24 protein-coding genes are annotated in these 25,180 nt (G+C 73.7%); 13 read left to right on the forward strand and 11 right to left on the reverse strand.

Annotation, left to right across the window (positions count from 1 at the left end; translation table 11 throughout):
• Positions 1 to 26: 26 nt before the first annotated feature.
• From ABZW17_RS37505 to ABZW17_RS37520, 4 genes are all read right to left on the reverse strand, one after another.
• Positions 27 to 1,016, reverse strand: coding sequence for an acyl-CoA dehydrogenase family protein (locus ABZW17_RS37505; protein ID WP_354824776.1), 990 nt, complete (start codon positions 1,014 to 1,016; stop codon positions 27 to 29).
• Positions 1,016 to 3,517 (reverse strand): ATP-binding cassette domain-containing protein, encoded by a 2,502-nt coding sequence (locus ABZW17_RS37510; RefSeq protein WP_354824778.1) that lies wholly within the window; start codon positions 3,515 to 3,517, stop codon positions 1,016 to 1,018. The genes ABZW17_RS37505 and ABZW17_RS37510 overlap by 1 nt, the downstream gene beginning before the upstream one ends.
• 8 nt (positions 3,518 to 3,525) lie before the next feature.
• A complete protein-coding gene (locus ABZW17_RS37515; RefSeq protein ID WP_354824781.1) occupies positions 3,526 to 4,395 on the reverse strand; it encodes a branched-chain amino acid ABC transporter permease in 870 nt (289 codons plus the stop codon).
• 76 nt (positions 4,396 to 4,471) lie between these two features.
• A complete protein-coding gene (locus ABZW17_RS37520; RefSeq protein ID WP_354824784.1) occupies positions 4,472 to 5,263 on the reverse strand; it encodes an SDR family NAD(P)-dependent oxidoreductase in 792 nt (263 codons plus the stop codon).
• 6 nt (positions 5,264 to 5,269) lie between these two features.
• On the opposite strand from ABZW17_RS37520, the gene ABZW17_RS37525 reads away from it, so the two are divergent.
• Entirely contained in the window at positions 5,270 to 6,328 is a 1,059-nt protein-coding gene (locus ABZW17_RS37525; RefSeq protein WP_354824786.1) for an NAD(P)-dependent alcohol dehydrogenase, read from the forward strand.
• Between the two features lie 64 nt (positions 6,329 to 6,392).
• On the opposite strand, the gene ABZW17_RS37530 is transcribed toward ABZW17_RS37525, so the two are convergent.
• Positions 6,393 to 6,800, reverse strand: a complete 408-nt coding sequence (locus ABZW17_RS37530) for a hypothetical protein (RefSeq protein ID WP_354824789.1) — start codon at positions 6,798 to 6,800, stop codon at positions 6,393 to 6,395.
• Positions 6,801 to 7,017: 217 nt separating this feature from the next.
• Here ABZW17_RS37530 and ABZW17_RS37535 point away from each other — a divergent pair, with 217 nt between their 5' ends.
• Positions 7,018 to 7,314, forward strand: coding sequence for a hypothetical protein (locus tag ABZW17_RS37535; RefSeq protein WP_354824791.1), 297 nt, complete (start codon positions 7,018 to 7,020; stop codon positions 7,312 to 7,314).
• Between the two features lie 35 nt (positions 7,315 to 7,349).
• Here ABZW17_RS37535 and ABZW17_RS37540 read toward each other — a convergent pair whose 3' ends face one another.
• Entirely contained in the window at positions 7,350 to 8,036 is a 687-nt protein-coding gene (locus ABZW17_RS37540; protein WP_354824793.1) for a hypothetical protein, read from the reverse strand.
• A gap of 275 nt (positions 8,037 to 8,311) precedes the next feature.
• On the opposite strand from ABZW17_RS37540, the gene ABZW17_RS37545 reads away from it, so the two are divergent.
• Together ABZW17_RS37545 and ABZW17_RS37550 are read left to right on the forward strand one after the other, a co-directional pair.
• Positions 8,312 to 8,746: a DUF1508 domain-containing protein gene (locus ABZW17_RS37545; protein WP_354824796.1), complete on the forward strand. Its 435-nt coding sequence runs from the start codon at positions 8,312 to 8,314 to the stop codon at positions 8,744 to 8,746.
• Positions 8,747 to 8,893: 147 nt separating this feature from the next.
• Positions 8,894 to 9,994 carry a substrate-binding domain-containing protein gene (locus ABZW17_RS37550; protein ID WP_354824799.1) on the forward strand — a complete coding sequence of 367 codons (1,101 nt, stop codon included), beginning with the start codon at positions 8,894 to 8,896 and terminating at the stop codon, positions 9,992 to 9,994.
• Between the two features lie 52 nt (positions 9,995 to 10,046).
• Here ABZW17_RS37550 and ABZW17_RS37555 read toward each other — a convergent pair whose 3' ends face one another.
• Together ABZW17_RS37555 and ABZW17_RS37560 are read right to left on the reverse strand one after the other, a co-directional pair.
• A complete protein-coding gene (locus ABZW17_RS37555; protein ID WP_354824802.1) occupies positions 10,047 to 10,931 on the reverse strand; it encodes a sortase in 885 nt (294 codons plus the stop codon).
• The gene (locus ABZW17_RS37560; protein ID WP_354824805.1) at positions 10,928 to 13,222 is read right to left on the reverse strand and encodes a hypothetical protein; all 2,295 of its coding nucleotides are present in this window, start codon (positions 13,220 to 13,222) and stop codon (positions 10,928 to 10,930) included. Before ABZW17_RS37560 ends, ABZW17_RS37555 begins: the two co-directional genes overlap by 4 nt.
• 250 nt (positions 13,223 to 13,472) lie before the next feature.
• On the opposite strand from ABZW17_RS37560, the gene pstC reads away from it, so the two are divergent.
• From pstC to ABZW17_RS37590, 6 genes are all read left to right on the forward strand, one after another.
• Complete coding sequence (pstC, locus tag ABZW17_RS37565; protein WP_354824807.1) at positions 13,473 to 14,426, forward strand: phosphate ABC transporter permease subunit PstC; 954 nt, start codon at positions 13,473 to 13,475, stop codon at positions 14,424 to 14,426.
• Positions 14,426 to 15,556 (forward strand): phosphate ABC transporter permease PstA, encoded by a 1,131-nt coding sequence (pstA, locus tag ABZW17_RS37570; RefSeq protein WP_354824810.1) that lies wholly within the window; start codon positions 14,426 to 14,428, stop codon positions 15,554 to 15,556. Before pstC ends, pstA begins: the two co-directional genes overlap by 1 nt.
• Positions 15,557 to 15,675: 119 nt before the next feature.
• The gene (locus ABZW17_RS37575) at positions 15,676 to 16,395 is read left to right on the forward strand and encodes a phosphate ABC transporter ATP-binding protein (RefSeq protein WP_354824864.1); all 720 of its coding nucleotides are present in this window, start codon (positions 15,676 to 15,678) and stop codon (positions 16,393 to 16,395) included.
• Positions 16,392 to 17,915 carry a substrate-binding domain-containing protein gene (locus ABZW17_RS37580; RefSeq protein ID WP_354824812.1) on the forward strand — a complete coding sequence of 508 codons (1,524 nt, stop codon included), beginning with the start codon at positions 16,392 to 16,394 and terminating at the stop codon, positions 17,913 to 17,915. Before ABZW17_RS37575 ends, ABZW17_RS37580 begins: the two co-directional genes overlap by 4 nt.
• Positions 17,916 to 18,003: 88 nt before the next feature.
• Positions 18,004 to 18,348, forward strand: a complete 345-nt coding sequence (locus ABZW17_RS37585; RefSeq protein WP_354824816.1) for a hypothetical protein — start codon at positions 18,004 to 18,006, stop codon at positions 18,346 to 18,348.
• An 86-nt stretch (positions 18,349 to 18,434) separates the two neighbouring features.
• On the forward strand, positions 18,435 to 18,647 hold the full coding sequence (locus ABZW17_RS37590) for a three-helix bundle dimerization domain-containing protein (RefSeq protein WP_354824819.1): 213 nt from the start codon (positions 18,435 to 18,437) through the stop codon (positions 18,645 to 18,647).
• Positions 18,648 to 18,720: 73 nt separating this feature from the next.
• Here ABZW17_RS37590 and ABZW17_RS37595 read toward each other — a convergent pair whose 3' ends face one another.
• The gene (locus tag ABZW17_RS37595) at positions 18,721 to 18,900 is read right to left on the reverse strand and encodes a hypothetical protein (RefSeq protein WP_354824822.1); all 180 of its coding nucleotides are present in this window, start codon (positions 18,898 to 18,900) and stop codon (positions 18,721 to 18,723) included.
• 254 nt (positions 18,901 to 19,154) lie between these two features.
• Here ABZW17_RS37595 and ABZW17_RS37600 point away from each other — a divergent pair, with 254 nt between their 5' ends.
• Complete coding sequence (locus ABZW17_RS37600) at positions 19,155 to 21,956, forward strand: AAA family ATPase (protein WP_354824825.1); 2,802 nt, start codon at positions 19,155 to 19,157, stop codon at positions 21,954 to 21,956.
• On the opposite strand, the gene ABZW17_RS37605 is transcribed toward ABZW17_RS37600, so the two are convergent.
• Both ABZW17_RS37605 and ABZW17_RS37610 read right to left on the reverse strand, forming a co-directional pair.
• Positions 21,953 to 22,489 (reverse strand): DUF6328 family protein, encoded by a 537-nt coding sequence (locus ABZW17_RS37605; protein WP_354824827.1) that lies wholly within the window; start codon positions 22,487 to 22,489, stop codon positions 21,953 to 21,955. The genes ABZW17_RS37600 and ABZW17_RS37605 overlap by 4 nt on opposite strands.
• Before the next feature lie 65 nt (positions 22,490 to 22,554).
• Positions 22,555 to 22,926, reverse strand: coding sequence for a helix-turn-helix domain-containing protein (locus ABZW17_RS37610; protein ID WP_354824830.1), 372 nt, complete (start codon positions 22,924 to 22,926; stop codon positions 22,555 to 22,557).
• Between the two features lie 97 nt (positions 22,927 to 23,023).
• Between ABZW17_RS37610 and ABZW17_RS37615 the strand changes: the two genes are divergently transcribed.
• Positions 23,024 to 23,836, forward strand: coding sequence for an alpha/beta fold hydrolase (locus ABZW17_RS37615; RefSeq protein WP_354824832.1), 813 nt, complete (start codon positions 23,024 to 23,026; stop codon positions 23,834 to 23,836).
• 135 nt (positions 23,837 to 23,971) lie between these two features.
• The gene (locus ABZW17_RS37620) at positions 23,972 to 25,171 is read left to right on the forward strand and encodes an LLM class flavin-dependent oxidoreductase (RefSeq protein ID WP_354824835.1); all 1,200 of its coding nucleotides are present in this window, start codon (positions 23,972 to 23,974) and stop codon (positions 25,169 to 25,171) included.
• Positions 25,172 to 25,180: the final 9 nt, after the last annotated feature.

Raw genomic sequence — 25,180 nt, forward strand, 5'->3', positions numbered from 1 at the left:
TCCGCTGTCAACCCGCGTCCGGGTGGCTAGAGTCCCAATGCGGCGGCCATGCGCGCGTGGTGATCCTGCGGGGTGCCGAAGAGGACCTCGTCCGCGCGGGCGCGGCGGACGTACCGGTGGGCCGGGTGCTCCCAGGTGAAGCCGGTTCCGCCGTGCAGCTGGACGTATTCCGCCACCGCCAGCCGGTACGCGCCGGTGCACACCGCGGCCGCGGCCGCCGCCGCGACCGGGAGTTCCGGCGAATCCGTTGCGACGCAGGCGATGGCGTACGCCGCCGCCGAGCGCGCGGCCTCGTACTCCACCAGCAGGGCGGCGAGCCGGTGCTTGACGGCCTGGAACGACCCGACCGGCCGGCCGAACTGCCGCCGTTGCTCCACATAGGACACTGTCGCGCCGAGGGCGTGCCCGATGCCGCCGAGCTGCTCGGCCGCCAGCGCGGCCCGGCCGATGTCCAGGACCCGCGCGACGACGTCGGCACTCCCGATCGGCGTCGCCGGGGTGTCCCGCAGCTCCAGCCGCGCCTGCGGCCGGGTTTCGTCGAGCACCCGCAACGGCGTCCGCCTCCCGCCCTCGCAGGCGAACAGCCGGTCTCCCGCCCGGACGAGGACCAGGGCCGCGTCCACGCCGTCGAGGACGAAGTCCGCCGTGCCCGACAACGTCCCGTCGCGGACCTGGACGTCGCCGTCGAAGGCGACCGTGGCCCGCAGGGTGCCGTCGGCGATGCCGGGCAGGTAGTGCTCGTCCCCGCAGAGCAGGAGCGTGTGTCCGGCGAGGACGACGGTCGGGAGCAGCGCGCCGGCGCACAACGCGCGGCCCGCTTCCTCCAGCACCACCGCCAGCTCCGCGAACGAGTACCCGGCGCCGCCGTGCTCCTCCGGGATGGCCAGCCCCTGGACGCCGAGCTCGCCGGCCATCCGTTTCCAGTCCTGTCCGTGCGCGGCGAAGAAGGCCCTCGTCACACCCCGGAGTTCGCGCTGCTCCGGGGTTTCGGTGAGCAGGGCCGGATCGATGAGCATCACGCCTCCAGCGTCGTCACGTCACGCACGCCCGGTGCGACGGCGTGCTCGCCGCCGAAGTACGCGGACTCGGCCCGCGTGGCGAACGCGGGATCGGCGGCGGAGCCGTGCGCGGCCACCACGCCCTCGTGCAGCACGACCACGTCGTGGCAGGTCGCCATCGCGCGGCTGAGCAGCTGTTCGAGCAGGACGACGGTCAGGCCGCCCTCGGCCAGCTCGCCGAGCCGCGCGTACACCTCGTCCACCAGCGCCGGGGCGAGCCCGAGCGCCGGTTCGTCGACGATGAGGACGTCCGGCCCGGCCATCAGGGCGCGGGCGATGGCGAGCAGCTGCTGCTCGCCGCCGCTGAGCCCGGCGGCCTGGACCGACAGCCGGTCACGCAGCCGCGGCGGCAGCCACTCCGCCGTTTCGTCCAGCTTCGCGCGAAGCGCCGCCCCTTTCAGGCCCACGGAGTACGCGGCGACCTCGAGGTTTTCGCGCAGGGAGAGCGTTTTGAACAGGGCCCGGCCTTCCGGGACCAGGCTGGTCCGCACGGTCCGGACGCCGGTGTCGCTCACCTCGCGCGTCCCGCCGGACGGCCGCAGCGAACCGTGCAGGACGCGCCCGAGGGTGCTCTTGCCCGCGCCGTTCGCCCCGGCAACACCGAGGACGCTGCCTTCGTGGACGTCCAGGTCGATCCCGCGCAGCGCGGCGACCCCGCCGTAGTGGTGCTCGACGCCCGCCAGCCGGAGCACGACCGGGCTGTCCCCGGCTCGCGCGGGCAGCGTGGCGCGCGCGGTCGTCGTGCCGAGGTAGGACGCCTGCACGGCCCGGTCGCGGAGCACCTCGTCCGGCGCGCCCTCGCCGATGGGCTTGCCGAAGTCGAAGGCGACGACCCGGTCGGCCACCGCGAACAGGTCGTCCAGCACGTGGTCGATGACCAGCACCGCGGCCCCGCCGTCGCGCAGGCGCTCGATCTGCCGGGCGGCGGTCGCGCGCTCCTCGGCGTCGAGGCCGCCGAACGGCTCGTCCAGCACGAGCAGCGCGGGCTCCTCGGCCATCGCCCGCGCGAGGTCGAGGCGCTTCTGCAGCCCGAACGGCAACTCGGCCGGGTACCGGCCGGCGACGTCGGCCAGCCCGGCACGGGCGAGCAGTTCGCCGGCGACGCGGCGGTGCCGGGAGGTGATCCGGCGGTGCGTGCACAGGACGTTCTCGGCGACGGTGAGCTCGCCGAACGTCTCCGCGTGCTGGAAGGTGCGCCCGATCCCGAGCCGCCGCCGGACCGTGGCGCGGCCGGTCAGCAGCTCCTTGCCGGCGTACTCCGCGCTGCCGGTGACCTTACCGCCGCCGACCAGTCCGGAAAGGACGTTCAGCAGGGTGGTCTTGCCCGCGCCGTTCGGGCCGATGACGGCCAGGACTTCGCCGCGGCGGACCGAGAGCGAAGCACCTTCGAGGGCCTTCAACCCGCCGAACCGCACGGAGACGTCCGTCAGGGTCAGCAGCGGCGGACCGCCGGGCACCCGCCGGGTGACTCCGGGTTCCGGCACGGCCACCGGCGCCGGACGCGACGGCCGGGCGAACTTCCGGGCGAGCTTCCCGAGCGACGGCACCACACCGGACGGCAGGAAGATCAGCGCGGCGATCAGGACCAGGCCCTGGACCACCGGCTGCGGCAGGCCGGCGGACGCGGCGAGCGTCGGCGACCAGGCGAGGTAGCCGCCGCCGACCACGGCGCCGAGCACGCTGCCCACCCCGCCGAGCACGCAGGACGCGATGAGCGAGATGCCCAGGTTGAGCGAGAACGGGTCGGGGCTGACGAACCCGCTGAGCAGGCCCAGCAGCACGCCGGCGAATCCGGTGAACGCGGCGCTCACGGCGAACGCGAGCGCCGACTGGGCCTCGGGCGCGATCCCGACCGACTGGGCGACCAGCGGGTGCGACTTCGCGGCCACCAGGCGCATCCGCAGCGCGGACCCCTTCGCCAGGACGGCGCCCGCGAGGCAGACCCCGGCGGCGGCCACGGCCAGGGTCTGCACTTCGGCGCCACCACTCGGCAGGACACCGGCGAAGGTGTCCACCTGCGACACCGGAACGCCCTGGTCGCCGCCGGTGACGTCGGTCCAGCGGTTGATCACCTCCAGGGACACCAGGCTGAACGCCAGGGTCAGCAAGGCGATGTAGAGCGTCGAGAACCGGGCGCCGGCGTAGCCGAGGAAGCCGCCGAGCACGGCGCTCGCCGCGACCGTGCCGAGGACGATGGTCTCCAGGGACCAGCCGTGACTGCTGCCGAAGGCGGCGAAGTACGCGCCGAGGGCGAAGAACGCGGGGTGCCCGACCGACCAGACGCCGGACCAGCCGGCCAGCAGGCCGACCGAGAGCACGACGATCGTGTAGACGGCGGCCAGCGCGACCGAATACGCCTGGAAGGGCGGCACCGCGCCGGAGTTCAGCACCGCGATCAGCGCGACCGCGGCGAGGGGCCCGAGCAGGACTCGCGCCACCCGGGAGCCGAGGAAGGTCATGGCGTACCTCAAACCCGTTGGAAGGTGCGCGTGCCGAACAGGCCCTGGGGCCGGATCAGCAGCACGAGGACGGTGAAGGTGAAGACGAAGGTGTCGCGGAAGCTCGCCGAGACGTAGCTCGCGCCGAGGTTCTCCAGCACCCCGACAGCGAGACCGCCGACGACCGCGCCGTACATGCTGTTGAGGCCGCCGAGGAAGATCCCGGCGAAGGCGCGGAACAGCGGCGCGGAGAGGACCGTGGGGGCCAGGCCGACCTTCGGCGCGTACAGGCACGCGGCGAGCGCGCCGAGCCCGAGGCCCAGCGCCCAGGCCAGGCGGGCGATCCGCTGGGCGCTGATCCCGACCACCCGGGCGGTGTCGGCGGATTCGGCGACCGCGCGCATCGCCGAGCCGGTGGTGGTGCGGCCGAACAGGAACGCGACCAGACCCATCGCCACCCCGGCCACCGCGATGGTCAGCAAGCTCTGCGCGGGGATCGCGACGCCGCCCGCGCGGACCGTACCGTCGACGATGCTGGGGAACGACCGGGGCTGGGTGCCCCAGAGCGAGCCGATCACGCTCTCGGCGATGAGCGCGACCCCCATGGTCACTACCAGCGCGGCGAACAGCCGGCCCTGGCCGAGCGGCCGGATCACCACCTCGCGGACGAGCAGGCCGGCGACGACGGTCACCACGACCGCGCCGAGCACGCCGACCAGCACCGCGGCGCCGTGGTCGTGGAACGTGATCGCGGCGTAGAGCCCCAGCGTGGCGAGGCTGGCCAGCGCGAAGTTCACGACGTCCGTCGCCCGGTAGACGATCACCAGGCCGAGGCCCATCAGGCCGTAGATCGCGCCGCCGGCGATCCCGCTGACGAGCACGAGCAGGAATTGATCCACGTCTGCCTCTCCCTTGAGGACGAAGTGAACTCAGTTCAGGTGACGGTAGCCGCTCGGTCCGGGGGCGGCAACCCCGTCAGGCGGTGAACCGGCCACCGTTGGCCAGCACGACCGCACCGGCCAGGTTCGCCGCCCCTTCCCCGGCCAGGAACACCGCGACGTCGGCGATCTGCTCCGGCGTCGCGTACGAACCGCCGCCGGAGCCGGTGAACGCGCGGCGCAGGGCGTCCGGGGTCCGCGCGGCCATGCCGGTCTCGGTCGGCCCCGGCGCCACCACGTTGACCCGGACGCCGAACGGGACGACCTCCTTCGCCACCGCTTGCGCCAGGGCGTGCACCCCGGCCTTCGACGCGGCGTAGTGCGGGTAGCCGGCCGGGGCGTCGAAGGCGGACGACGAGCCGACGACGACCACGGAGCCCGCCCGCCGCGGCACCATCACCCGGACCGCGGCCCGCAGGACGTGGAACGTCCCGTCGAGGTTCACGCTCATGACGCGCCGCCACGACCGGACGTCCAGACCGGCCGTGACCTCCGGCGGCCGCCCGGCGGACCACGCGTCGGCGATCCACTGCTTGGCCTGCGGATCGTCGACGCCCGCCGCGTGCACGACGACGTCGAGCCGGCCGTGGTCGCGTTCGATCCCCGCGACGAGCCAGTCGACCCGGTCCGAGTCCGCGACGTCCACTTCGGCCCCCCGCGCGTTCGGCAGCGACGCGGCGACGCGCTCCACGGCGGCGGCGTCGAGATCCGCGAGCACGAGCTGCCGCGTCCCGGCCAGCTTCCGCGCGACCGCGGCCCCGATCCCCGACCCGGCCCCCGTCACGAGGACCACCTCGGCGGCCCGCTCCACTTCCTGAACTGAGTTCATTTCTGTATGGTCGGCGGTGTGAGTGCGCCGCGCAAGACCCCCGCCTTCCGGTTGACGGCGTGGGGCCGCCCGCCGTCCCTCGCCGACGTCGACGTGCCCGATCCCGGGGGCACCGAGGTGCTCGTGCGCGTCGAAGCGGCCGGGATCTGCCATTCCGACCTGCACGTCCTCGACGCGGCACCGGGCGCGCTCCCCTACCGGCTGCCGTTCACCCTCGGCCACGAAATCGCCGGGCAGGTCGAAACCGCAGGCCCCGCGGCCACCGGCGTCGCCGCCGGCGACCGGGTCGCCGTGCACGGGCCGTGGGGCTGCGGCGAGTGCCGCCGGTGCACGGCGGGCGAGGACAACTACTGCACCGCGCGCGGCGAGCTGCCCTGGTCCGGCGTGGGCCTCGGCCGCGACGGCGGCATGGCCGGCCACGTGCTCGTCCCGCACCCCCGGCACCTGGTGCCGATCGGCGAGCTGGCCGCCACGCAGGCGGCGCCCCTCACCGACGCGGGCCTCACGCCGTACCACGCGCTGGCCGGGTTGACGCTGCCGGAAGGCGCGGCGGTCGTGGTGATCGGCGCCGGCGGCCTGGGGCACGTGGCGATCCAGCTCCTGCGGGCGCTCACCCCGGCCCGGGTGTTCGCGGTCGACGTCCGCGAAGAGGCGCTGGACCTCGCCGCCAGGTCAGGCGCCCACCGGGCGCTGCCGGTCAGGGCGGACACCGCGGCCGTCCTGCGGCGCGAAACCGGTGGCGCCGAGGCGGTGCTCGACTTCGTCGGCAGCGGCCCGACGCTGTCCCTCGGAGCGGGCGTCCTGCGCCCCGCGGGCCGCCTGGTGCTCGTCGGAAGCGGCGGCGGGCAGCTCACGATCACCAAGCCGGGCCCGCTCCCGCCGGGCGCATCGGTGTCGCTGCCGTTCTGGGGCAGCGCTCGCGAACTGCGGGAGGTGATCGCCCTGGCGAGAGCCGGCCGGCTGCGGGTGGAAACCGAGCCGTTCCCGCTGACGGCGGCGGCCGAGGCCGTCCAGCGCCTGCGAGACGGGCGGATCCGGGGCCGGGCCGTCCTCGTGCCCGGCTGACTCCCCCGGCACCCGATGCCGCATCGGGCACCGCAAGCTCCCCGCGCCGGGCATCCTCCCGAGCTCAGCCGCCGGCCCGGTACGCGGCGATCCTGATCCGCAGGCCCCGCAGGTGCACCAGGTCGATCGCGAACGCCGACGCCGGGCGGTACCCCGCGGCCGGGGCGTCCGTCCGGCAGGGTCCCGCCAGGTAGACGAACTCGTCCTCCAGGTCGTAGCGCGGCTCCGACCAGACCGCTGCCTCCCCCGCCGCGCTGTCGGCCCGGCGGGACCGGGCGAGCCAGTAGACCGGCAGCTTGAGCACCTCGCCGAGCACCTTGTCCAGGGCCGGGAGGTCGGCTTCGGCGATCGCGAGCCCGCGGCCGCTCCACACCCGGGGCGCCCAGTAGCCGCCCGCGGCGGCGTGCTTGAAGGTCGCCGTGTCGCCGGACGCGGTGACGGTCCACTCGGCCACGGTGGTGAGGGTCGGCATGGCAGCTCCCTGCGGTCGCGGCCCCCAGGTCCGGCCCACCGTAGTGGATCATGTCCGGACGGTGGTACCACCGGTGGCCCGCGCGTGGTAGGCCGACCGGCCGGTGCGCGCCGAACGACCAGGTCAGCGCCGCGGCATTGCCCCTGGGCCAGCTGTTGTTCATCCGATATTCACTCGTGGATCACCGGACGCCGGTAGCCGTGCGAGGCTGGACGGCGTGCACCTCGAACAGCCTGAAGAACTCGTGCCCCGGACGGTCGCCGAGCTCGCCGCGGATCCGGCGTGGACGGTCACCCGCACCGGCACGACCGGTCAGTGGCTCACCGCCGAGCGGGTCGTCGAGCGCAACGGGCACCCGCGGCTCATCGGCCTGACCCCGATCCGGCCCGGCACGGTCGCCCTCATGCTGTGGTCGGGCGGCGAGGTCGTCGAGCACGTCCGCGGCACCGAAGCCGACATCTGCGCGACCGCGCACCGCTGGGCGGCGGGGTTCCTGCCCGGCGAGCAGCCGTAGGCCGGGGCGGTCCCGCGCGGGACCGCCCCGGTGGGTCAGCGGACGAAGACGGCCTGGCTGGTCGCGGACCGGAACTGATCGGGCACGCCGGCGTAGACCGCCCGCCAGCGGGCCGGGCCGGGCACCGGCGCGGCGGCCGAGAACCCGAAAGCGCTTCCGGTCCACTGCGCGTCGACGGTCGCCGCCGTCGTCCAGCACGCCGAGCCCGCGGTCCGGTACTCGATCCGGACCGGGATGGCCGGCGGGGTGAACCGCGGGAAGCCGAGAGTGCCGCTCGCCGTCACGGTGCCGTCCGCCGCCCGGGTGGCGGTGAACGAGGTGAACTCGGCGGGCTGGATCACCACGACGTCCGCGGTGCTCGCGTTCGCCGGGGCGAGGGTTTCGTCGGCGGGCAGGAAGTCGGCCCGGTAGTGGCCCGACCGGACCGGGGTCACGGTCGCCCGGTACCGCCCGTCGGCGTCGGTCACCGGCTGGGCGTCGAACTCGCCGCAGAAGTCGTCGGTGCAGTAGGCGATCCCGACGGTCACGCCCGCGACCGGCTTGGCCGCGCTGGTCAGCCGCCCGCTGATGGTGATCGGGGTGCCGGCGTCGACGCGGGTGCTGCTCGCACGGGCGCTCAGCTGGGTGCCGGCCGGGTCGGCGGACGCGGGGAGGGCGCCGAGGGTCAGGACGGCCGCCGCCGCGGCGAGCCCGGCCGTGAACCGGGCGATGAAACGACTCATGTGTGTCCCCAAGGGTTTCGAGCGCCGGGAGCCGGCGCTGGCGCCTGGGCTGTCGGCGGGACCGGGACGCGCGTTTCACCCCCGGCGCCGGTTTTCCCGCGGCGTTCAGGATCCGGCCGTCGGTGCTTCACGCTCGGCCGCAATCGGTCTCGTCGCAACGAAAAGCCCGCAGCCGTTCGGCTCATCCCGTTGGGACGTCCGGTTTGTTCACCGACCGGCCGTCGCGCCTTAACGCAATGCGGTAACCGCGCGGCGGCCCCGGCGATGAGTCCACTGTGACACGGGGGAAAACGGCGGGGCGGCCGCGCACCGGTCCCAGGTTCCAGCTCGTCCGGACCGAACAGCGGACCCTGCGGTGGCGGTTGCTGGGCGGCAACAACGTTTCGCTGGGCGCCGGGGTGGCCGAGTGCGCCGGGACGCCGGAGTGCCTGACGGCGATCACGCTGCTCAGGGCCCGCCTGGACGTGGTGAGCGCGGACTTCCGGCACGTCAGCGGCGGCCGCTGGCGCTGGGTGCTGCGCTGGGACGGCGAACCGGTCGCGGAGGCCACGCACGCGTACGGGCGCCGGATCGAGGCCCAGCGCGGTCTGGACCGGTTCCGCGTCGCCGCCGTCGCCGCGGGCGTCGAGGACATCGAGACGGTGGTGGACTGGCGGCAGAAGTACCGCCGCACCCCGGACGGCGAATCCACACCGGACTACCGCGGTTAGGCCGGATGCGCCGCGGTTTCCCGGACCTTAACCACCACGACGTCGGGCGGGAACGCGGAAAAGCCTTACCGGACAGCCCGCCACGAGGAGATGGAGGGGCCGCGGGATCCCGCGGCGACATGGGGACTAGAGAAAGAGTGCCAACAGATGCGTGCTCGAACCACTCGGCTTCTCGGGGTGACGGCGGTGGCCGCCGGCGCCGGCCTCGTCATGACCGGTACCGCCGCGGCCGTGCCGCCGGCGAACGGGAACCCGGAGGTCGTCTCGGCCGTCGGCTCCGACACGATCTTCGGGATCACCGGGGCGGTCTTCACCGACGCCAACAAGCTCCCGCGGACCTGGAACACCGACCCGGACAACTTCGTGAACGTCCCGCCGGTGCTGGCTTCCGGCACCTCGTTCACCGTCCCGGCCGACATCTTCAACCCGGCCATCACCTACACCAACCCGGGCGCCCTGCCGCCCGACGGTTCCGGTGCGGGCAAGGCGGCGCTGAAGGCATCGGCCGACGCCGGCAACGGCGCCGTGGACATCGCGCGGTCGTCGTCGGGCCGCGGCACCTCGGACCCGTCCACCTTCGAGTACTACGCGTTCGCCCGGGACGGCGTGACCTGGTCGTCCTCCTCGACCGGGGCCGGCGCGGGCCTGACCCTGTCGCTGACCCAGCTGCGCAACATCTACAACGGCACCATCACCAACTGGAACCAGGTCGGCGGCAGCAACGCGGCGATCCAGCTCTACCTGCCGCAGCTGGGTTCCGGCACGCTGAGCTTCTTCACCGGCACGGTCCTCGGCTTCGACCCGGCGACCATCCCGGGCCTGACGGTGAAGCGCTTCCAGGAGCACGACGCCACCTCCGTCGCGGCGGCCGACCAGGCCACCGCGATCGCGCCGTTCTCGATCGCGGCGTGGGTCGCCCAGGGCAACGGCGTCGTGCCGAACAAGCGCAACGGCTACACCGTCAACAAGCTGACCGGCGCCGGTTCCGACGGTGCCCCGGTGGCCGGCTCGGCCGGCAGCTACACCCCGGCGTTCGCGGACGCGTTCCTGGGCTCGCGGCTGGTCTACCACGTCCTCGACACCCGCAGCCGCTCCTACAGCGCGGCGAAGCGCGGCGTGGGCTTCGACCCGACCGACACGGCCACGACGGCCAGCCCGCTCTGCGGCGGCAAGCTCGCCGCCACGATCGTCAAGTACGGCTTCAAGACGATCACCGGCACCGGCACCCTCACCTGCACCAAGTCCTGACGCAGCAGCGAAAAGGGGCCCGGCGCCGCAAGCGCCGGGCCCCGCTCGCGTCTCAGGCCCAAGCCGGGAACAGCCGCCACAGGGCCAGCGCCGCCAGGGCCGCCAGGGTCAGGAGGACCGGTGCCGTGATCACGTACGTCGACACCGGGCGCCACCGGCGGTACAGCACCGTCGCCCCGGCCGCCGCGGCCACGAAACCGCCGAACGCCAGGACCAGCGCCGCCCAGGCGCCGGGGTCGCCGGTGCGGCCGTCCTGGGCGTCCGCGCGGCCGTTCTGCGGGGTGGGGCGGAACGGGCGGCCTTCGAGCTTCGCCGTCACCACCGTGGCCTCGGTGGCCGCCAGGGGCCACCACGACGCCGAGGTCACCAGCGTCAGCCGGTCGTCCGGCGTCTTGCCGTAGTCGGCGTTCTCGTCCAGCGCCCGGGTGGCCACCTCGCTCACCCGGTACACTGAAACGCCCTGCGCGGTGGCGACCACCAGCTCGTCGCCCGAAGCCAGGCGGCCCAGCGACGCGAACGGGTGGCCGTAGCCGGAGTAGCGCCCGACGACCGCGGAGTTGCCCGGCTGCCCCGGACCCGACGTGCCAGGAACGTGCCCGGGCCCGGACGCGGTTTCCGAGCTCGACACGCCTTCGAGGACCACCTGACGCAGCTGCAGCTTCGGCACCTCCAGGACCGCGACCGGCGCCCCGGATTCGGCCGGTGTCACCGGCGGCGGCGCGCCGAGCAGGCTCTGGCTCGCCCCCACCGCCCGGTCGAGGTCGCCGCGGATCCGCCCGAGCGCCGATCGCTGGTCACCCGCCTGGACCATCGGGCCGAGCGCGTAGACCACCAGCGTCAGCGCGACGACCGTCGTGACGAGCCAGGCGAACACCGTCGCGGCGATCCACCCCGGCGTCACCCGCAGGAACTGCGCCTCTTCGACCCGCGTGCTCATGCGGCGCGCCTCCGGACGACCAGACCGGCGAGGCGGCTCAGCCACGGCGGGACCGGACGCCCCGCCGTCACGTACGCCGTAAGGGAGGGCAACGTGACCAGGACCAGCAACGCCAGCAACGGGATCAGCGCCCCGAGCACCCCGGCGCCGGCGAACGCCGGGATCGCGGTCGCGTCGGCGAGGTTCTTCGCGGCGAGGACGCTCGCCGTGGTCGGGACGGCGGCCGGCGCCGGACCGGTCGCCGCCGCCGGCGAACCGGCCGGCAGGGCCGAGTTCGAGACCGGTGCCGCGGTGCCGCCGGTGCCGGTGGCCCCGGCCGGCGGCGGGTTCTTCGCCTCGTCACGCTGCTTGCAGGCCTCGGCGGCCGTCCCGGTCCCGACCTTCGCCACGCGGGCATCGGCCGTCCCGGCCAGGGCGGGGGTCAGCGGCGTCAGGCCGGGCGCCAGCGCGCTCTGGCCACCGTGGCGCGCCATCTTCAGCACCGTCTCGAGTTCGTCCTGCTTCGCCTTCAGCGGCACGCAGTTCGCGTCGACGAGCGGGTTGACCGGCGCGGCCAGGTACTCCGCGAAGGTCAGCGGGTAGGCCGCCGGGTCGGAGGCGGTGCCCGGCTGCAGGGTGCCGTCCGGGCCCTCCTTCATGCTGCCGGCCGCGGCCTGCAGGCTCGCCTCCGTCGGTTCGACGAACTTCCCGCTCGCGTTCGGCAGCGCGACCGGCCGCCAGCCGTAGGCCCGGGCCGTGGCGAGGTCGGTCACGACCCAGTTCAGGCAGCCGCCGAAGCAGGCCGCGCTGGTCCCGGTCATCACGCTGTCGACGGCCTTGCGGACGGCGAGCTGCCCGACCTTGGCGTCGACGTTGTGCTGGGACTTGCTCGTCGGGTCGAGCGCGCCGAGGTCGGTGATCACCCCGGGCGACTTCCCGGCGGCGGCACCGTAGACGTCCTTCAGGTCGGGGAACTTCCACGCGGCGGACTGCGCCAGCACGGTGCTCAGCACGACCGGGACCGTGCCGGCGCCGGCTTCCCCGGTGGTGCCCCAGAACAACGACGCCGGGTCGGCACCCGCCCGGACCACCGGGTTCAGGAACTCACTCGGCAGCGGCGACGCCTGCACCTTGGCCAGCGCCGGGTTCCGCGCGACGAACGCGGAGTCGTCACGGAAGATGCCGCCGCGGCCGGTCGTGTCGGGGTTCTGGCCGCCCTGGCTGAGCATCCGGGCCAGTTCGTCGGACGTCATCGAGAACGCGCCGCCGATCTGGGAGATCAACGGCGACCCGTTGTCGTCGGCGTCGGTGGGCGACCAGCCGGTCGCGGCGAGGACCGCGGCGTTCAGCCCGACCGGGACGTACTGGCGCGAGCGCACGGCCTGCGCCGCGAGGGCGCCGCCGGAGCCGGTGACGGCGAGGTCGGAGGCGCCGGTGTCGAACGACTTCAGGCCCGCGTCCTCGGTCTCGCCGACGATCGTGGTCGGCTGCGCGCCGCCGGTCGGCCCGCACAGCAGCTGGTTCCACGCCACCGCGGTCCGCCCGAAGCGTTCCGGCATGCTGGCGTTGAGCGTCTGCGCGCCGATCCCGCCGCAGCCCCGCACCGCGAGGCCGGGCGCGGCCGGGCGGATGACGCGCGAGGTGTCGAAGACGTCGAACGGCGTGCCCGCGGCGTCCGCGCCGACGATTTCCAGCGTCAGCGCGCACGGCGTGTTCTCGTCGCACGAGTAGGACCACGACCGGGTCCGGATCTGGGTGCCGGTGTTCGGGTCCGTCGACACGAGCGGGTTGTCGGCCCACGGGAAGCTGTCGCTCTTGTCGAAGTTCGTGTACTGCGGGTCGAAGCCGACGAACCCGGGCTTCGACTGTCCACGCGGGACGGTCACGTCGAAGACGACGTCACCGCTGGTCCGGCTGCGGACGCGGGTGACGTTGTGCGCGCCCGAGCGCTGGCCGGTGAGCTCGTCGCTGAACTCCTCCGAGCAGTAGCCGCGCACGCGCGAGCCGAAGTCGTGGTCGGGCAGCCACTGCACGGCCCCGGTGGAGAAGTCGGGCTTGAGGAGGTGGTCGGGCAGCTGCGCCGGGCAGACCTTGAGCACCGCGACGCTGCCCGCGGGCAGCCCGGAGACGACCACCCGCAGCGGGTCGCCGTCCTGGACCCGGGACAGGTCACCGGGTTCCGTCTTCAGGGTGTACGCGGGGGGCGCGGGCGGGGCTTCCTGGGCGGCGGCCGGCGGGACAGCGCTTCCCAGCACCGCCAGGACGCCGCAGGCGACGGCCAGACCCGCCCGCCTCAGCAGGACGAAAGACACGGAGAACTCCCGGTTCCAGGGCAGGCGAAAAGCACGGCGCACGCCGTGCCCTGCCCAACCTCCCCGAGCCGCGCCCCGCCGGGCGAGGGGTGTCCGGGGTCATTCACGCACGCCCCGTCGGGCGTTCCCCGGCCGTACACCTTCTTCCGCCGCGTCCCGTAAATACTGGCGACCGCTGGGGCGCTGCCTGCTGCCCGCCGTGACAGCCGGGGCGCCCCCTCGAGATCCGTTCTCCCACCGAAAGGCCACCGTGACCGTCGTGCTTCCCCGGGCCGTCGCCGACGTGCCTTCCCGGGCCGACCGCGTGTTCCGGCGGGTGACCACCGGCGCCGGTCTCGCCATGCTCGTGATCCTGGTCGTGATCGGGTTCTTCCTGGTCTACCGCTCGGGTCCGGCGTTCGACGCGAGCGGCTTCGGCTTCTTCACCACGGTCAAGTTCGACGCCGCCAACGGCGCCCTCGGCGTGCTCGGGCTGCTCTACGGCACGGTCGTGGTGGCGCTGATCGCCATCTGCGTCGCCGTTCCGCTGTCGATCCTGGCCGCCCTGTTCATCACCGAGTACGCGAGCGGGCGGCTGCGCGGCTTCCTGACCGGCCTGGTCGACCTGCTCGCGGCCATCCCGAGCCTGCTCTACGGCCTGTGGGGGTTCAGCTTCCTCGGCCCGCAGGTGGTGCCGGTGTCGGCGTGGCTGACCGACAACTTCGGCTGGTTCCCGCCGTTCGCGCACCAGGACAACACGCTGTTCCTCAACTCGATGTTCATCGCCGGGATGGTCGTGTCGCTGATGGTCCTGCCGATCACGACGTCGGTGATCCGCGAGGTCTTCGCCCAGACCCCGCCCGGCGAAAAGGAAGCCGCGCTCGCGCTCGGCAGCACCCGGTGGGGCATGGTGAAGACGGTGGTGCTGCCGTTCGGCCGCGGCGGGATCATCGGCGGTTCGATGCTCGGCCTGGGCCGCGCGCTCGGGGAGACGATCGCGGTTTCCCTGCTGCTGCCCCAGGTCCCGCAGATCACCACGCACGTCCTGCAGTTCGGCGGCGCGACGATCTCCGGGTTCATCGCGAACAACTCCGGCGCGTCCGGGCTGGCGCTGTCCGGGCTGATGGCGGCCGGGCTGGTGCTGTTCGTGTTCACCCTGGCCACCAACTTCACCGCCTCGGTCATCATCTCGCGCAGCCGCTCCGGAGCCGGGGTGGACGCCTGATGACCGCCACCCTCCCCCGCCAGGCGAGCACCCGGCCGCGGCCGCCCGTCAAGCGCCGGACGTCCCAGCTCACCCGGGCCGACCAGCTGGCCGCGCTCGGCTGCGCGGTGTCGGCGGTGCTGCTGACCTGGTTCGTGCTGCACCTGCTGCTGACTTCGCCGGGCTGGCTCGCCGATCTCGTCGTGGCGTACGCGCTGTACCTCGGGATGCTCTACGTCGTCACCCGCGACCGGCTCGGCAGGCTCGCCGCGGCCGACCGGCTCGTGTCCACGATCGTCGTCACCGGGGCCATGGGCCTGCTCGTGCCGCTGCTGTTCCTGCTCGGCTACATCGTCGTGCACGGCGCGCCGTTCCTGCGCTGGGGCTTCTTCGGCCACGACATGTCCACCGTCGGCCCGGCCGACCCGGTCACCGCCACCGGCGGCCTGCACGCCGTCGTCGGCACGCTTGAGCAGACCGCGTTGACGCTGGTCCTGGTCGTGCCGCTCGGATTGCTCACCGCGATCTTCCTCAACGAGACGCGGTCGAAGTTCCGCCGCCCGGTCCGGATCATGGTCGACGCGATGAGCGGGCTGCCCTCGATCGTCGCGGGCCTGTTCGTCTACGCCGCGCTGATCATCCCCGGCATCCAGGCCGGGGTCGGGTTCTTCAGCTACAGCGGGCTGATGGCCACCCTCGCCCTGACCATGGTCATGCTGCCGACGGTCACGCGCACGATCGACGTCGTGCTGCGGCTGGTCCCGGACGGGCTGCGGGAGGCGTCGCTGGCGCTGGGCGCGAGCCGCGCGCGGACGGTGTGGTCGGTCGTGCTGCCGACCGCGCGGACCGGCGTCACGACCGCGGTGATCCTCGGCGTCGCCCGGGTCGCGGGCGAGACGGCGCCGCTGCTGTTCACCTCGTTCGGCGCGGTGTTCCTCAACGCCGACCCGGTCACCGGGCCGCAGGAAAGCCTGCCGCTGTTCGTCTACCGCTACATCAAGGAACCGCTGGAGAACGTCCAGCAGCGCGGGTACGTCGGCGCGCTCGTGCTCATCCTGCTCATCTTCGGCCTCTTCGCCCTCGCCCGGATCGTCGGGCGGGACCGGTCGAAGCGCCGGACCACCGCGAAACGAACCCAGGAGACCCGGTGACCGACACCACCACCCTGTCCGTTCCGGACAGCCCGCCCGCGGTCCGGCTGACCGGCGGCCCGCCGCCGGGCGCCGCCGAACTCGAGTCCCGCGGCGTCGCGGCCTGGTTCGGCGACCGCCTGGTGCTCGAGGACGTCTCGCTGCGCATGCCCGCCCGCGAGGTGACCGCGCTGATCGGCCCGTCCGGCTGCGGCAAGTCGACGTTCCTGCGGATCCTCAACCGGATGCACGAGCTGGTGCCGTCGGCGAGCCTGGCCGGCGAGGTGCTGCTCGACGGCACCGACATCTACGCCGACGGCACCCGCGCCCAGCACGTCCGGCTGCGGATCGGGATGGTCTTCCAGAAGCCGAATCCCTTCCCCGCGATGTCCATTCGCGACAACGTCCTCGCCGGGCTGAAGCTGGCGGGGGTCAAGTGCGGCGACAAGGCCGCGCTCGTCGAGCAGAGCCTGCAGCGCGCCGGGCTCTGGCGCGAGGTCCGCGACCGGCTGAACGCACCGGGCGGTGCCCTCTCGGGCGGCCAGCAGCAGCGGCTGTGCATCGCGCGTTCCCTGGCCGTGCAGCCGAACGTGCTGCTGATGGACGAGCCGTGCTCGGCGCTCGACCCGACGTCGACCCGCCGGATCGAGCAGACGATCGCCGAGATCGGGCACGAGGTCACCGTCGTGATCGTCACCCACAACATGCAGCAGGCGCAGCGGGTTTCGGACCACTGCGCGTTCTTCCTCGCCGCGGAGAACGAGCCGGGCCGGGTGGTCGAACACGGGCCGACGGCGAAGATCTTCGGCTCGCCCGAGGACGAGCGCACCCACGACTACGTCACCGGGCGGTTCGGATGATGCGGAAGGCGGCCGCGCTCGCCGCGACCGTGCTGAGCGTCCTGGTGTTCGCCGCACCGGAAGCCTTCGCGCTGGACAAGATCACCGGCTCCGGCTCGACCTACGTCGGGCCGGCCATGGCGGACTGGCAGAACGGCGCGAACTCCCGCGGCATCCCGGTCAACTACGCGACCCGCGGCTCCCCCACCGGCGTCAACCAGTACGGCGACCGGACCGTCGACTTCGCCGGCACCGAAGCCGAGATCACGTCGCTGATCGCGGCGGGCGGCGGTGGCCAGTCGGCCGAACAACGCGGCTACCAGTACGTCCCGGACGTCGCCGGCGCGGTCGCGGTGATGTACAACGTGACCGACGCGGCCGGCAACAAGGTCGACTACCTGCACTTGACGCGCGAGGTGGTCGGCCGGATCTTCACCCGCGACATCACCCGCTGGAGCGACCCGGCGATCAGCGCCACCAACGGCGGCAAGGCGCTGCCGGACCAGCCGATCACCCTGCTCGGCCGGACCGGGCAGTCCGGGACCACGGCGTTGTTCTACGACTTCGTCGCGCACACCGCGCCCGGCCCGTACCGGGCGTTCGTGCAGCGCAACGAAGGCACCGGCATCGGCCCGCTGCCCGAGGGCGTCCGGCCGATCCAGCTGCCCTACAGCGGCCCCGACGCCGACTTCTACAAGCTGTTCGCCGACTCCGAGCAGATCGCGCAGGCGGTCGGCAAGGGCAGCGTGCCGTTCTCCATCGGTTACGACGAATTCAGCTACGCCCTGCGGTACAACGCGCCGACGGCGTGGGTGGAAAACCAGGCCCACCAGTACACCCAGCCGTTCGCGGAGAACATCGCGGCCGCGCTGACGAAGGCGGACCTACGGCCGGACCTGAGCCAGAAGCTCGACGGCGTCTACGCGAACCCGGACCCGAAGACCTACCCGATCTCGGCGTACTCGTACCTGATGATGCCGTGCACGACGGGCCGCGACACCTGCCGCGGCGGCTACGACGCGGCGGGCAAGACCGACACGATCACCGGGTTCCTGGAGCACATCGCCTGCGACGGGCAGGTGAACATGGCCCGCATCGGCTACTCGCCGCTGCCGCCGAACCTGTCGCAGGAGATGATGAACGCCAACGCGCGCCTGACCGGCCGGCCGGCGAAGCAGCTCACCGCGGCCACCTGCGCGAACCCGACCTTCCACGGCGGCCTGGGTGCGGGGGCGGCGAGCCCGCCGGACCCGTTCGAGAAGCTCGGCGGCGTCGCGAAGCTGACGGGCAACACGGGCGGCGGCTCCCCGACCGCGAAATCGGGTCCGTCGTCGGCCGCGGCGGGCACGGCGACCGCGACGGCGTCGCCCGAGGAGGAGCTGGCCAACGGCGGGTCGAAGAACTGGCGGGAGGCCGCTCCGGCGGCCTACGGCCACGGCGCCGACGGGGGCTTCGGCGGCTGGGCGGTGCTGGTGCTGGCGGCGGTCATCGTCGCGCCACTGGTGGTCCGCGGGGTGGTCCGGCGGCTCCGGCGCTCGTGACCCCCGCCCGATACGCTGGCCGGGCTCGTGAGTGGTAAGGCGGGTTCTAACCCGCCTTACCACTCACGACGCCGGGGAACGGGGGCAGATGAGCGATCCGCACGTCCACGTCGAGCGGAAGGTGGTCGAGGCCGGCCCGGAGATGCGCAACCTCATGGCGTCGATGCTGGGCCGCGCCGCCGACGCGCCGAGCGTCGTGACCACCGGCTGCGGTCTCCAGGTGCCTTACGCGATGACCTCGGTGCGGCCTGAAAGCGTCACGTGCCTCGCCTGCCGGGAGCACGCGCACCGGGAGTACCTGCGCTTCGCCGAGCAGATCGAACGCCTCGGCCGGGGCCCGATGCCCGGGGTGGAGGTCACCGGAACCCAGCTGGCCGATGCGGCGGAAAGGCTCCGTGACCTGGCGCGAAAGTTCTCCGGCGAAGACCACTAGCCGGTGAATTCTTCTTGTTCACCTCACGTTCATCTCCCGGTCGTCTCATGGGGCATGTTCCCGGTACCGCGACCGGAAGGTGAACGATGAGCACGTTGGACACGATGGCCACCGAGCAGCTCGACACGCACCTCGCCCAGCTCGAGGACCGCTTGGGCAAGGACTACGCGACCATCGCCCGCAGCCGGCTCCACGCGATGGTCGACCGCGAACGCGCCCGGTTCGCCGGCGCCCGCATCCACGCGTTCGTGCCGATCCTGGTCGAACGGGCGGTCCGGGCGGCACTGACCACTCCTTGACCCTTTTCCCGCAAAAAAACGGCCGCGACCGGAATACACTTCCGGTCGCGGCCGCAGGGTCGTGGAAAACCCTTCAGTTGTAGCCCATTTCGTCGGACGAAACGCCGTTGTACCCCATCTCGTGGGGATTGCCGGCGAGAACCGCCGTCGACGCCGCACGCTCCGCCGTGGCGGCGAAAGCAGCGGAAGTACTCAGGACACCAGCCGCGAAGAGGGTCAACGCGATCGTCGCGACCGCTCGGCGCACCCGCATCATTCCTCCGGTGGTCAATCGGGGCGAAACTGGCTTTCGGGCGCTGCGGACGCTCCCAGGCGCGGCGCAACCGGCGGACAACGCCCGGTTAAGAACCCGCCAACACGAGGCGGCCATATCGCACCCACGCGGATTTCCGAACAATGGCGGAACCGGATGTTTCCGGATTCGGAACCAGGGGTGGCCGGACGGCGGGGCCGCTACACCGAGTACACCTCTTGTTCAACATCCGTTCGTCTTCTATTATCGTGCGTGTGCAACCGCTCACGGACGGTGCTGTCCGCCTGATCGGCCGGGACGGTGAGCTGTCCCGGCTGACCGCTTGGGTGCACGAAGTCGCCGCCGGGCGCGGGCGGGCCGTCCTGGTGGACGGTGAGCCGGGCATCGGCAAGTCCACGCTCGTCCGGGCCGCCTGCGCGGCCGCCGCCCGCTCCGGGTGCCAGGTCTTCCGCGGCGCCGGCGACGAACTCGGGCAGGCGCTGCCCCTGCTCCCCCTGCTGGACGCGTTGGGCATCACCGGTTCCGCGCCGGATCCCCGGCGGGGCGCCATCGCCGGGCTGCTGCGCGGCGACACCGCGCGCGGCACGGGAGCGGACCTCGCCGCGGCCGCCGCCGAGCAGCTGCTGGCCCTGGTCGAGGAGCTCTGCCAACCCGGCCCGGTGGTGCTGGTCGTCGACGAGCTGCAGTGGGCCGACCGCGCGACCGTGGCGGTGTGGGCGCGGCTCGCCCGGTCGGTCCGGCAACTGCCGCTGCTCCTGATCGGCGTGCAGCGCCCGGTCCCGCGCCGCGACGACCTGCGTGCGCTGCGGCGGATCGTCGGGCCCGCCGAACGGCTGCGCGTCGGCCGGCTCACCGGCCCGGCCGCGCTCGAGCTGGTGGCGGAGCTGGCCGGCGGCAAGCCGGGCGACCGGCTGGAAGAGCTCGCCGACGGCGCCGCGGGCAACCCCCTCTACCTCACCGAACTGCTCGACGCCCTGGCGCGCGGCGCCTGCCTCGCCGTCGACGAGGCCGGCATCGCGGAGCTGACCGGCGGGCCGGCGCCCGACTCCCTGCCGGAAGCGATCGCCGACCGGCTCGGCTTCCTCTCGGAACCGGCGCGGGCCGTGCTGCGGGCGGCCGCCCTGCTCGGCGTCGGCTTCTCGGTCGCGGACCTGACCGTCGTGGCCGAGGCCGAGCTGCCGGTGCTCCTGGCCGCGCTGGACGAAGCACGGGCGGCCGGGGTGCTGGTGGCGGCCGGGGACGACCTGGCGTTCCGGCACCCGCTGATCCGCCGGGCGTTGTACGACGAGCTGCCCGCCGGGGTCCGGGTCGTCTGGCACCGGGCCGCCGCGCGGGCGCTGGCCGACGCCGGTGCCCCGGTCGAGCGGGTCGCCCGGCAGCTGCTGCCCACGGTGTCCGGCGGAGACGACGGCGAACCGGTGTCCGGCTGGGTCGTCGGCTGGCTGCTCGGCGCCGCCACCGCCCTGATCGGCCAGGCGCCCGAGGTCGCGGTCACGCTGCTTCGCCGCGCGGTGCGGGACAGCGCGACGATCGCGCTGAGCGGCCGCCTCGCCGACGCGCTGTACCGGGTGGGCGACTTCGCCGAAGCCGAGCGGGTCGCCGAGCGTGCCCTCGGGCGGGCCGACGACCCGGATCTGCGCGTCGACCTGCACACGACGGTCACGCAGTGCCGGGCGATGACCGGCCGCTCCGCCGAGTCCCTCGCGGCGCTGAACCGGGCCGCGGCCACGCCGGGCCTGCCCGCACGGCACCGGGCCCGGCTGCTGGTGCTCACCGCGCGGACGCACCGCGATCTCGGCGAGGTCGACACCGCCGCCCGGGTCGCCGCCGAAGCGCTGGCCGGCGCGGGCGAAGACCACTGGGCGACCGGGTGGGCGCTGCACGTGCTGAGCCTGGTGGCGATGATGCGCGGCGAGTGGACCGAAGCGCTGCCGCTGCTCGAGCGGGCCATGGCCACCGCCTCGGGCGACCCCGCGCTCACCGATCTCGGCCTGCTGCTGCGCATCAACAAGGCGGTCACGCTCGGCGCCCTCGACCGCTACCCCGACGCGCTCGCCGCCGCCGGGCGGGCCCGCGAACTGGCCGACCGCGCCGGCAGCGTGGTGCGCCTGACCCAGGCGCAGAGCGCACTCGGGCAGCTGCTGCTGGGCAGCGGCCGGTGGGACGACGCCGTCGCGGAGGTGGACGTCGTCCCGGACGACCTCAAGGATCCGAGCGTGGCGTGCTGCGACCACGGCGTGGCCGCGATCATCCACTTCCACCGCGGCGAGGCGGCCGAGGCGCACCGGCACCTGGACGTGGCGGCACCGTTCGCGGACCGGATCGGCGGCCGGGTGGTCGAGTCGCTCGCCCTGGCGCGCAGCCTCGCCTTCGAGCAGGCGGGCGAGCCGGAGCGGGCCCTGGCCACGTTGACCGCCGCGCTGACCGGCGAGGACGAAGGCGAGGGTCTCCTCGGCGACGCCGTCCGGCTGGCGGTGGAAACCGGCGACACCGCCACCGCGGCCGAAATCGGGGCGAGGGTCCGCACGATCACGGCCGGGGCCGGTGTCCCCCACCGCCGCGCGCTGGGCCGGTACTGCCGGGGAGTGGCCGAGCGGGACGCGGCCACCCTGCTGCACGCCGCCGACGCCTACCGCGACGCGGGCCGTCCCCTCCCCGCCGCGAAGGCACTGGAAGCGGCGGCGATCGCGTTCGCCGAAGCCGGCGACCGCGGATCGGCCCGGGCCGCGTTCACCCGCACCCTGGACCTGTGCGGCGAACTGGGCGCACACTGGGACATCGCCCGCCTGCGCGCCCGCTTCCGCGAGTTCGGCATCCGGCGCGGCCCGACGGTGAAGCACCGCCAGGCCACGCACGGCTGGGAAAGTCTCACGCCGACGGAGACCAAGATCGCCGGCCTGGTGGTGGAAGGCCTGTCCAACCCGCAGATCGCGACGCGCCTGTTCCTGTCGCCGCGGACGGTCGCCACCCACGTCTCGCACATCCTGGCCAAGCTGGGCGTGCATTCCCGCATCGACATCGCCCGCGAATTGACCCGGCATTCGGCGTCGGGCTAGCGCGTCCCGGAGTTGCGGACCCGGCTCCACATCGGAACGACGAACCACCACAGCGCGAACCACCCCAGCGCACCGGCGGTGAACCACGCGGCCGCCGCCGTCCCGAGCGTCACGCTGAGGATCAGCAGCAGCGCGGAGCCGATGGACAGCATCAGCAGGGTCAGCCCGCACAACGCGAACCGGCTGGACGCGAGGACGAGCTGCCGCTTGAGCCGCCGCTGGTAGACCAGCCGGTGGAACGCCGCGGGCGCGATCAGCAGCGCGGTGGCGGCGGCCCCGAGCACCAGCGCGGCCACGTAGACGCGCCGCTCGAAGTCGGTCAGCGTCGCGAACCGCGGCGTGAACGCGACGGTGAGCAGGAAGGCGAGCAGCAGCTGCACCCCGGTCTGCGCCACCCGCACTTCCTGCAGTATCTCGGCGTAGTTCCGGTCCAGCCGCTGCGTCGGCGTCTCGCGCCGCACCGCGAAGTTCCACTGGTCGTGGGCATCCCGGAGCTGGTCCGGATCCGTCGTGGGGAGTTCGTTCACCGTCATGCCGGAAACCCTCCCGCGAACCGGAGGCCGAAACATCGGTCGATCAAGGGATGCGGGAAGGCGCTTCAGTCCTGCGCGGCGGCGTTCGCCCGGTCGACCGCCGCCATGTTCTGCTCCGCCCAGGTTCGCAACGCTGCGAGCGGTACCTCCAGCGAGCGCCCCAAAGCCGTCAAGCGGTAGTGGACCCTCGGCGGCACCGTCGGCTCGACCCGGCGCTCCGCCAAGCCGTCGCGGGTCAGGCTCTGCAGCGTCACCGACAGCATCTTCTGCGAGACGCCCGGCATCCGGCGCTGCAGTTCGGCGAACCGCACCTCGGCCGGGGCCGCTTCGGCCAGGACCTTGACCGCCATCGACGTCCACTTCGTGCCGATGCGGTCCAGGAGCCGGCGGGTCGGGCAGGCCGGGTCGAAGAGGTCGCCCTTGCGGGTGGGGGTCACCTCGAGCTCACCACCTGTCCGGGAAGTGCCGTCTTGGCCGGGCCGCGACGGTTACCTAGCCTCATCTGGTCACCAATAGTAACCACCAGGAGGTAGCGTGCGCGAACAGCGGGTCAGGGCGAACGGCATCGACGTCAACGTCGTCGTCACCGGGGACGGGCCGGCTTTCCTTTTGCTGCACGGCTTTCCGCACACCTGGCGGCTGTGGACCGCGGTCATCCCGCAGCTGGCCCGCCACCACCGGGTCATCGCCCCGGACCTGCGCGGCCTCGGGGCCACCACCCGCGCCGACGGCGGCTACGACGCCGGGACCCTCGCCGCCGACGCCGAAGCGCTGCTCGACGCCCTGGGCGAACCGGTGGCGACCGTCGCCGGCATCGACGCCGGGGCGCCGCCCGCGTTCCTGCTCGCCCTGCGGCGGCCCCGGCGGGTCCGCCGGCTCGTCCTGATGGAGTCGCTGCTCGGGCGGTTGCCCGGGGCCGAGGACTTCCTCGCCGGCGGGCCGCCGTGGTGGTTCGGGTTCCACGCCGTCCCCGGCCTGGCCGAGACGGTCCTCGCCGGGCACGAGGCGGACTACGTCGGCTGGTTCCTCGACGCCGGTACCCGCGGCCGCGGCGTGCCGCCCGCGATCCGGGACCACTTCACCGCGGCCTACACCGGGCGCGAAGCCCTGCGCTGCGCCTTCGAGCACTACCGGGCCATGCCCGAAAGCGCGGCCCAGCTCGCGGCCGCCACCGCGACCGGCCGGCTCACCGTGCCGACCGTGGCCATCGGCGCCCACCCGGTGGGCGGCACCCTCGCCCGCCAGCTGCGCCCGATCACCGACGACCTCACCACCCACCGCATCGACGACTGCGGCCACCTCATTCCGCTGGACCGCCCCGACGCCCTGCTGCCGCTGCTGAGCTGAACCCGGAAGCCGAACCCGGAACCGGAGCTTTATTCCCGCGGCCCGCAGCCGTCCCAGCAGTTGGCCGCCCCCGCCCGCCGCGCGGGAGCCGGCGCACACTGCGGACAGGACCCGACGAGGAAGGGGAACGCGGGGATGGCATCAGGAACCGGGCTGCGGATCGCCGTCGCGCTGGACGGAGCGGGGTGGCATCCCGCCGCCTGGCGGGAGCCCGGCGCACGGCCCCGCGAGCTGCTCACCGCCGGCTACTGGGCCGACCTGGTCCGCGAAGCCGAGGCCGGCAAGCTGGACTTCGTCACCTTCGAAGACTCCCTCGCCCTGCAGACCGTGAGCTATCTCGACCGGCCGGGCGAGCGCACCGACATCGTCCAGGGCCGGCTGGACGCGGTGCTCATCGCCGCCCGCGTCGCGCCGCTGACCTCGCACATCGGGCTGGTGCCGACCGCGGTGGTCACCCACACCGAGCCGTTCCACCTGTCGAAGGCCATCGCCACCCTCGACTACGTCAGCGCCGGCCGCGCCGGTGTCCGCGTGCAGGTCGCCGGGCGCGCCGAGGACAACCGGCACTTCGGGCGCCGCGAGTTCGGCGAGTTCCGGCTCGAGGACTCCGCCGAGCCGGACAAGCCGAGCCCCCTGGCCGACCTGTTCGACGAGGCCGCGGACTACGTCGAGGTGCTGCGCCGGCTGTGGGACAGCTGGGAGGACGACGCCGAGATCCGCGACGTCGCCACCGGCCGGTTCGTCGACCGGGACAAGCTGCACTACATCGACTTCGGCGGGCGCTGGTTCTCGGTCAAGGGCCCGTCGATCACGCCGCGGCCGCCGCAGGGCCAGCCGCCGGTCGCCGCGCTGGCCCACGCCGCTATCCCCTACCGGCTCGCCGCCCGCTCGGCCGACGTCGTCCACGTGACGCCGTCCGACCGCGCCCAGGCCGCCTCGATCGTCGCCGAAGTGCGCGCCGAGCAGGAGAAAGCCGGGCGCGAGACGCTGCACGTCTTCGGCGACGTCGTGGTGTTCCTCGACGAGACCGAGCGGGCCGCCGCCGACCGCAAGGCCCGGCTCGACGACCTGGCGGGCGCGGAGTACACCTCCGACGCCCACATCTTCACCGGCACCCCGGCCGGGCTCGCCGACCTGCTGCTCGACTGGCGCGCGGCCGGGCTGTCCGGCTTCCGGCTGCGGCCCGGCGCGGTGCCGCACGACCTGACCGCCGTCACCCGCGGCCTGGTCCCCGAGCTGCGGTCCCGCGGAGTGTTCCGCACCGAGTACGAGGCGAGCACCCTGCGCGGGCTGCTCGGCCTCGCCCGCCCCGCCAACCGCTACGCCGCCGTCTGAGGAGGCCCG

Origin of the sequence: Amycolatopsis sp. NPDC004625 (assembly GCF_040609695.1) — a bacterium.
In the GTDB taxonomy this organism is placed as follows: Bacteria; Actinomycetota; Actinomycetes; order Mycobacteriales; family Pseudonocardiaceae; genus Amycolatopsis.

Bases quoted from the DNA above. Each gene is read 5' to 3' on its own strand.
- ABZW17_RS37505 (WP_354824776.1), bottom strand. From the start codon at position 1,016: ATGCTCATCGATCCGGCCCTGCTCACCGAAACCCCGGAGCAGCGCGAA.
- ABZW17_RS37510 (WP_354824778.1), bottom strand. From the start codon at position 3,517: ATGACCTTCCTCGGCTCCCGGGTGGCGCGAGTCCTGCTCGGGCCCCTC.
- ABZW17_RS37520 (WP_354824784.1), bottom strand. From the start codon at position 5,263: ATGAACTCAGTTCAGGAAGTGGAGCGGGCCGCCGAGGTGGTCCTCGTG.
- ABZW17_RS37525 (WP_354824786.1), top strand. From the start codon at position 5,270: ATGGTCGGCGGTGTGAGTGCGCCGCGCAAGACCCCCGCCTTCCGGTTG.
- ABZW17_RS37530 (WP_354824789.1), bottom strand. From the start codon at position 6,800: ATGCCGACCCTCACCACCGTGGCCGAGTGGACCGTCACCGCGTCCGGC.
- ABZW17_RS37540 (WP_354824793.1), bottom strand. From the start codon at position 8,036: ATGAGTCGTTTCATCGCCCGGTTCACGGCCGGGCTCGCCGCGGCGGCG.
- ABZW17_RS37550 (WP_354824799.1), top strand. From the start codon at position 8,894: ATGCGTGCTCGAACCACTCGGCTTCTCGGGGTGACGGCGGTGGCCGCC.
- ABZW17_RS37555 (WP_354824802.1), bottom strand. From the start codon at position 10,931: ATGAGCACGCGGGTCGAAGAGGCGCAGTTCCTGCGGGTGACGCCGGGG.
- pstA (WP_354824810.1), top strand. From the start codon at position 14,426: ATGACCGCCACCCTCCCCCGCCAGGCGAGCACCCGGCCGCGGCCGCCC.
- ABZW17_RS37580 (WP_354824812.1), top strand. From the start codon at position 16,392: ATGATGCGGAAGGCGGCCGCGCTCGCCGCGACCGTGCTGAGCGTCCTG.
- ABZW17_RS37585 (WP_354824816.1), top strand. From the start codon at position 18,004: ATGAGCGATCCGCACGTCCACGTCGAGCGGAAGGTGGTCGAGGCCGGC.
- ABZW17_RS37590 (WP_354824819.1), top strand. From the start codon at position 18,435: ATGAGCACGTTGGACACGATGGCCACCGAGCAGCTCGACACGCACCTC.
- ABZW17_RS37595 (WP_354824822.1), bottom strand. From the start codon at position 18,900: ATGCGGGTGCGCCGAGCGGTCGCGACGATCGCGTTGACCCTCTTCGCG.
- ABZW17_RS37605 (WP_354824827.1), bottom strand. From the start codon at position 22,489: ATGACGGTGAACGAACTCCCCACGACGGATCCGGACCAGCTCCGGGAT.
- ABZW17_RS37620 (WP_354824835.1), top strand. From the start codon at position 23,972: ATGGCATCAGGAACCGGGCTGCGGATCGCCGTCGCGCTGGACGGAGCG.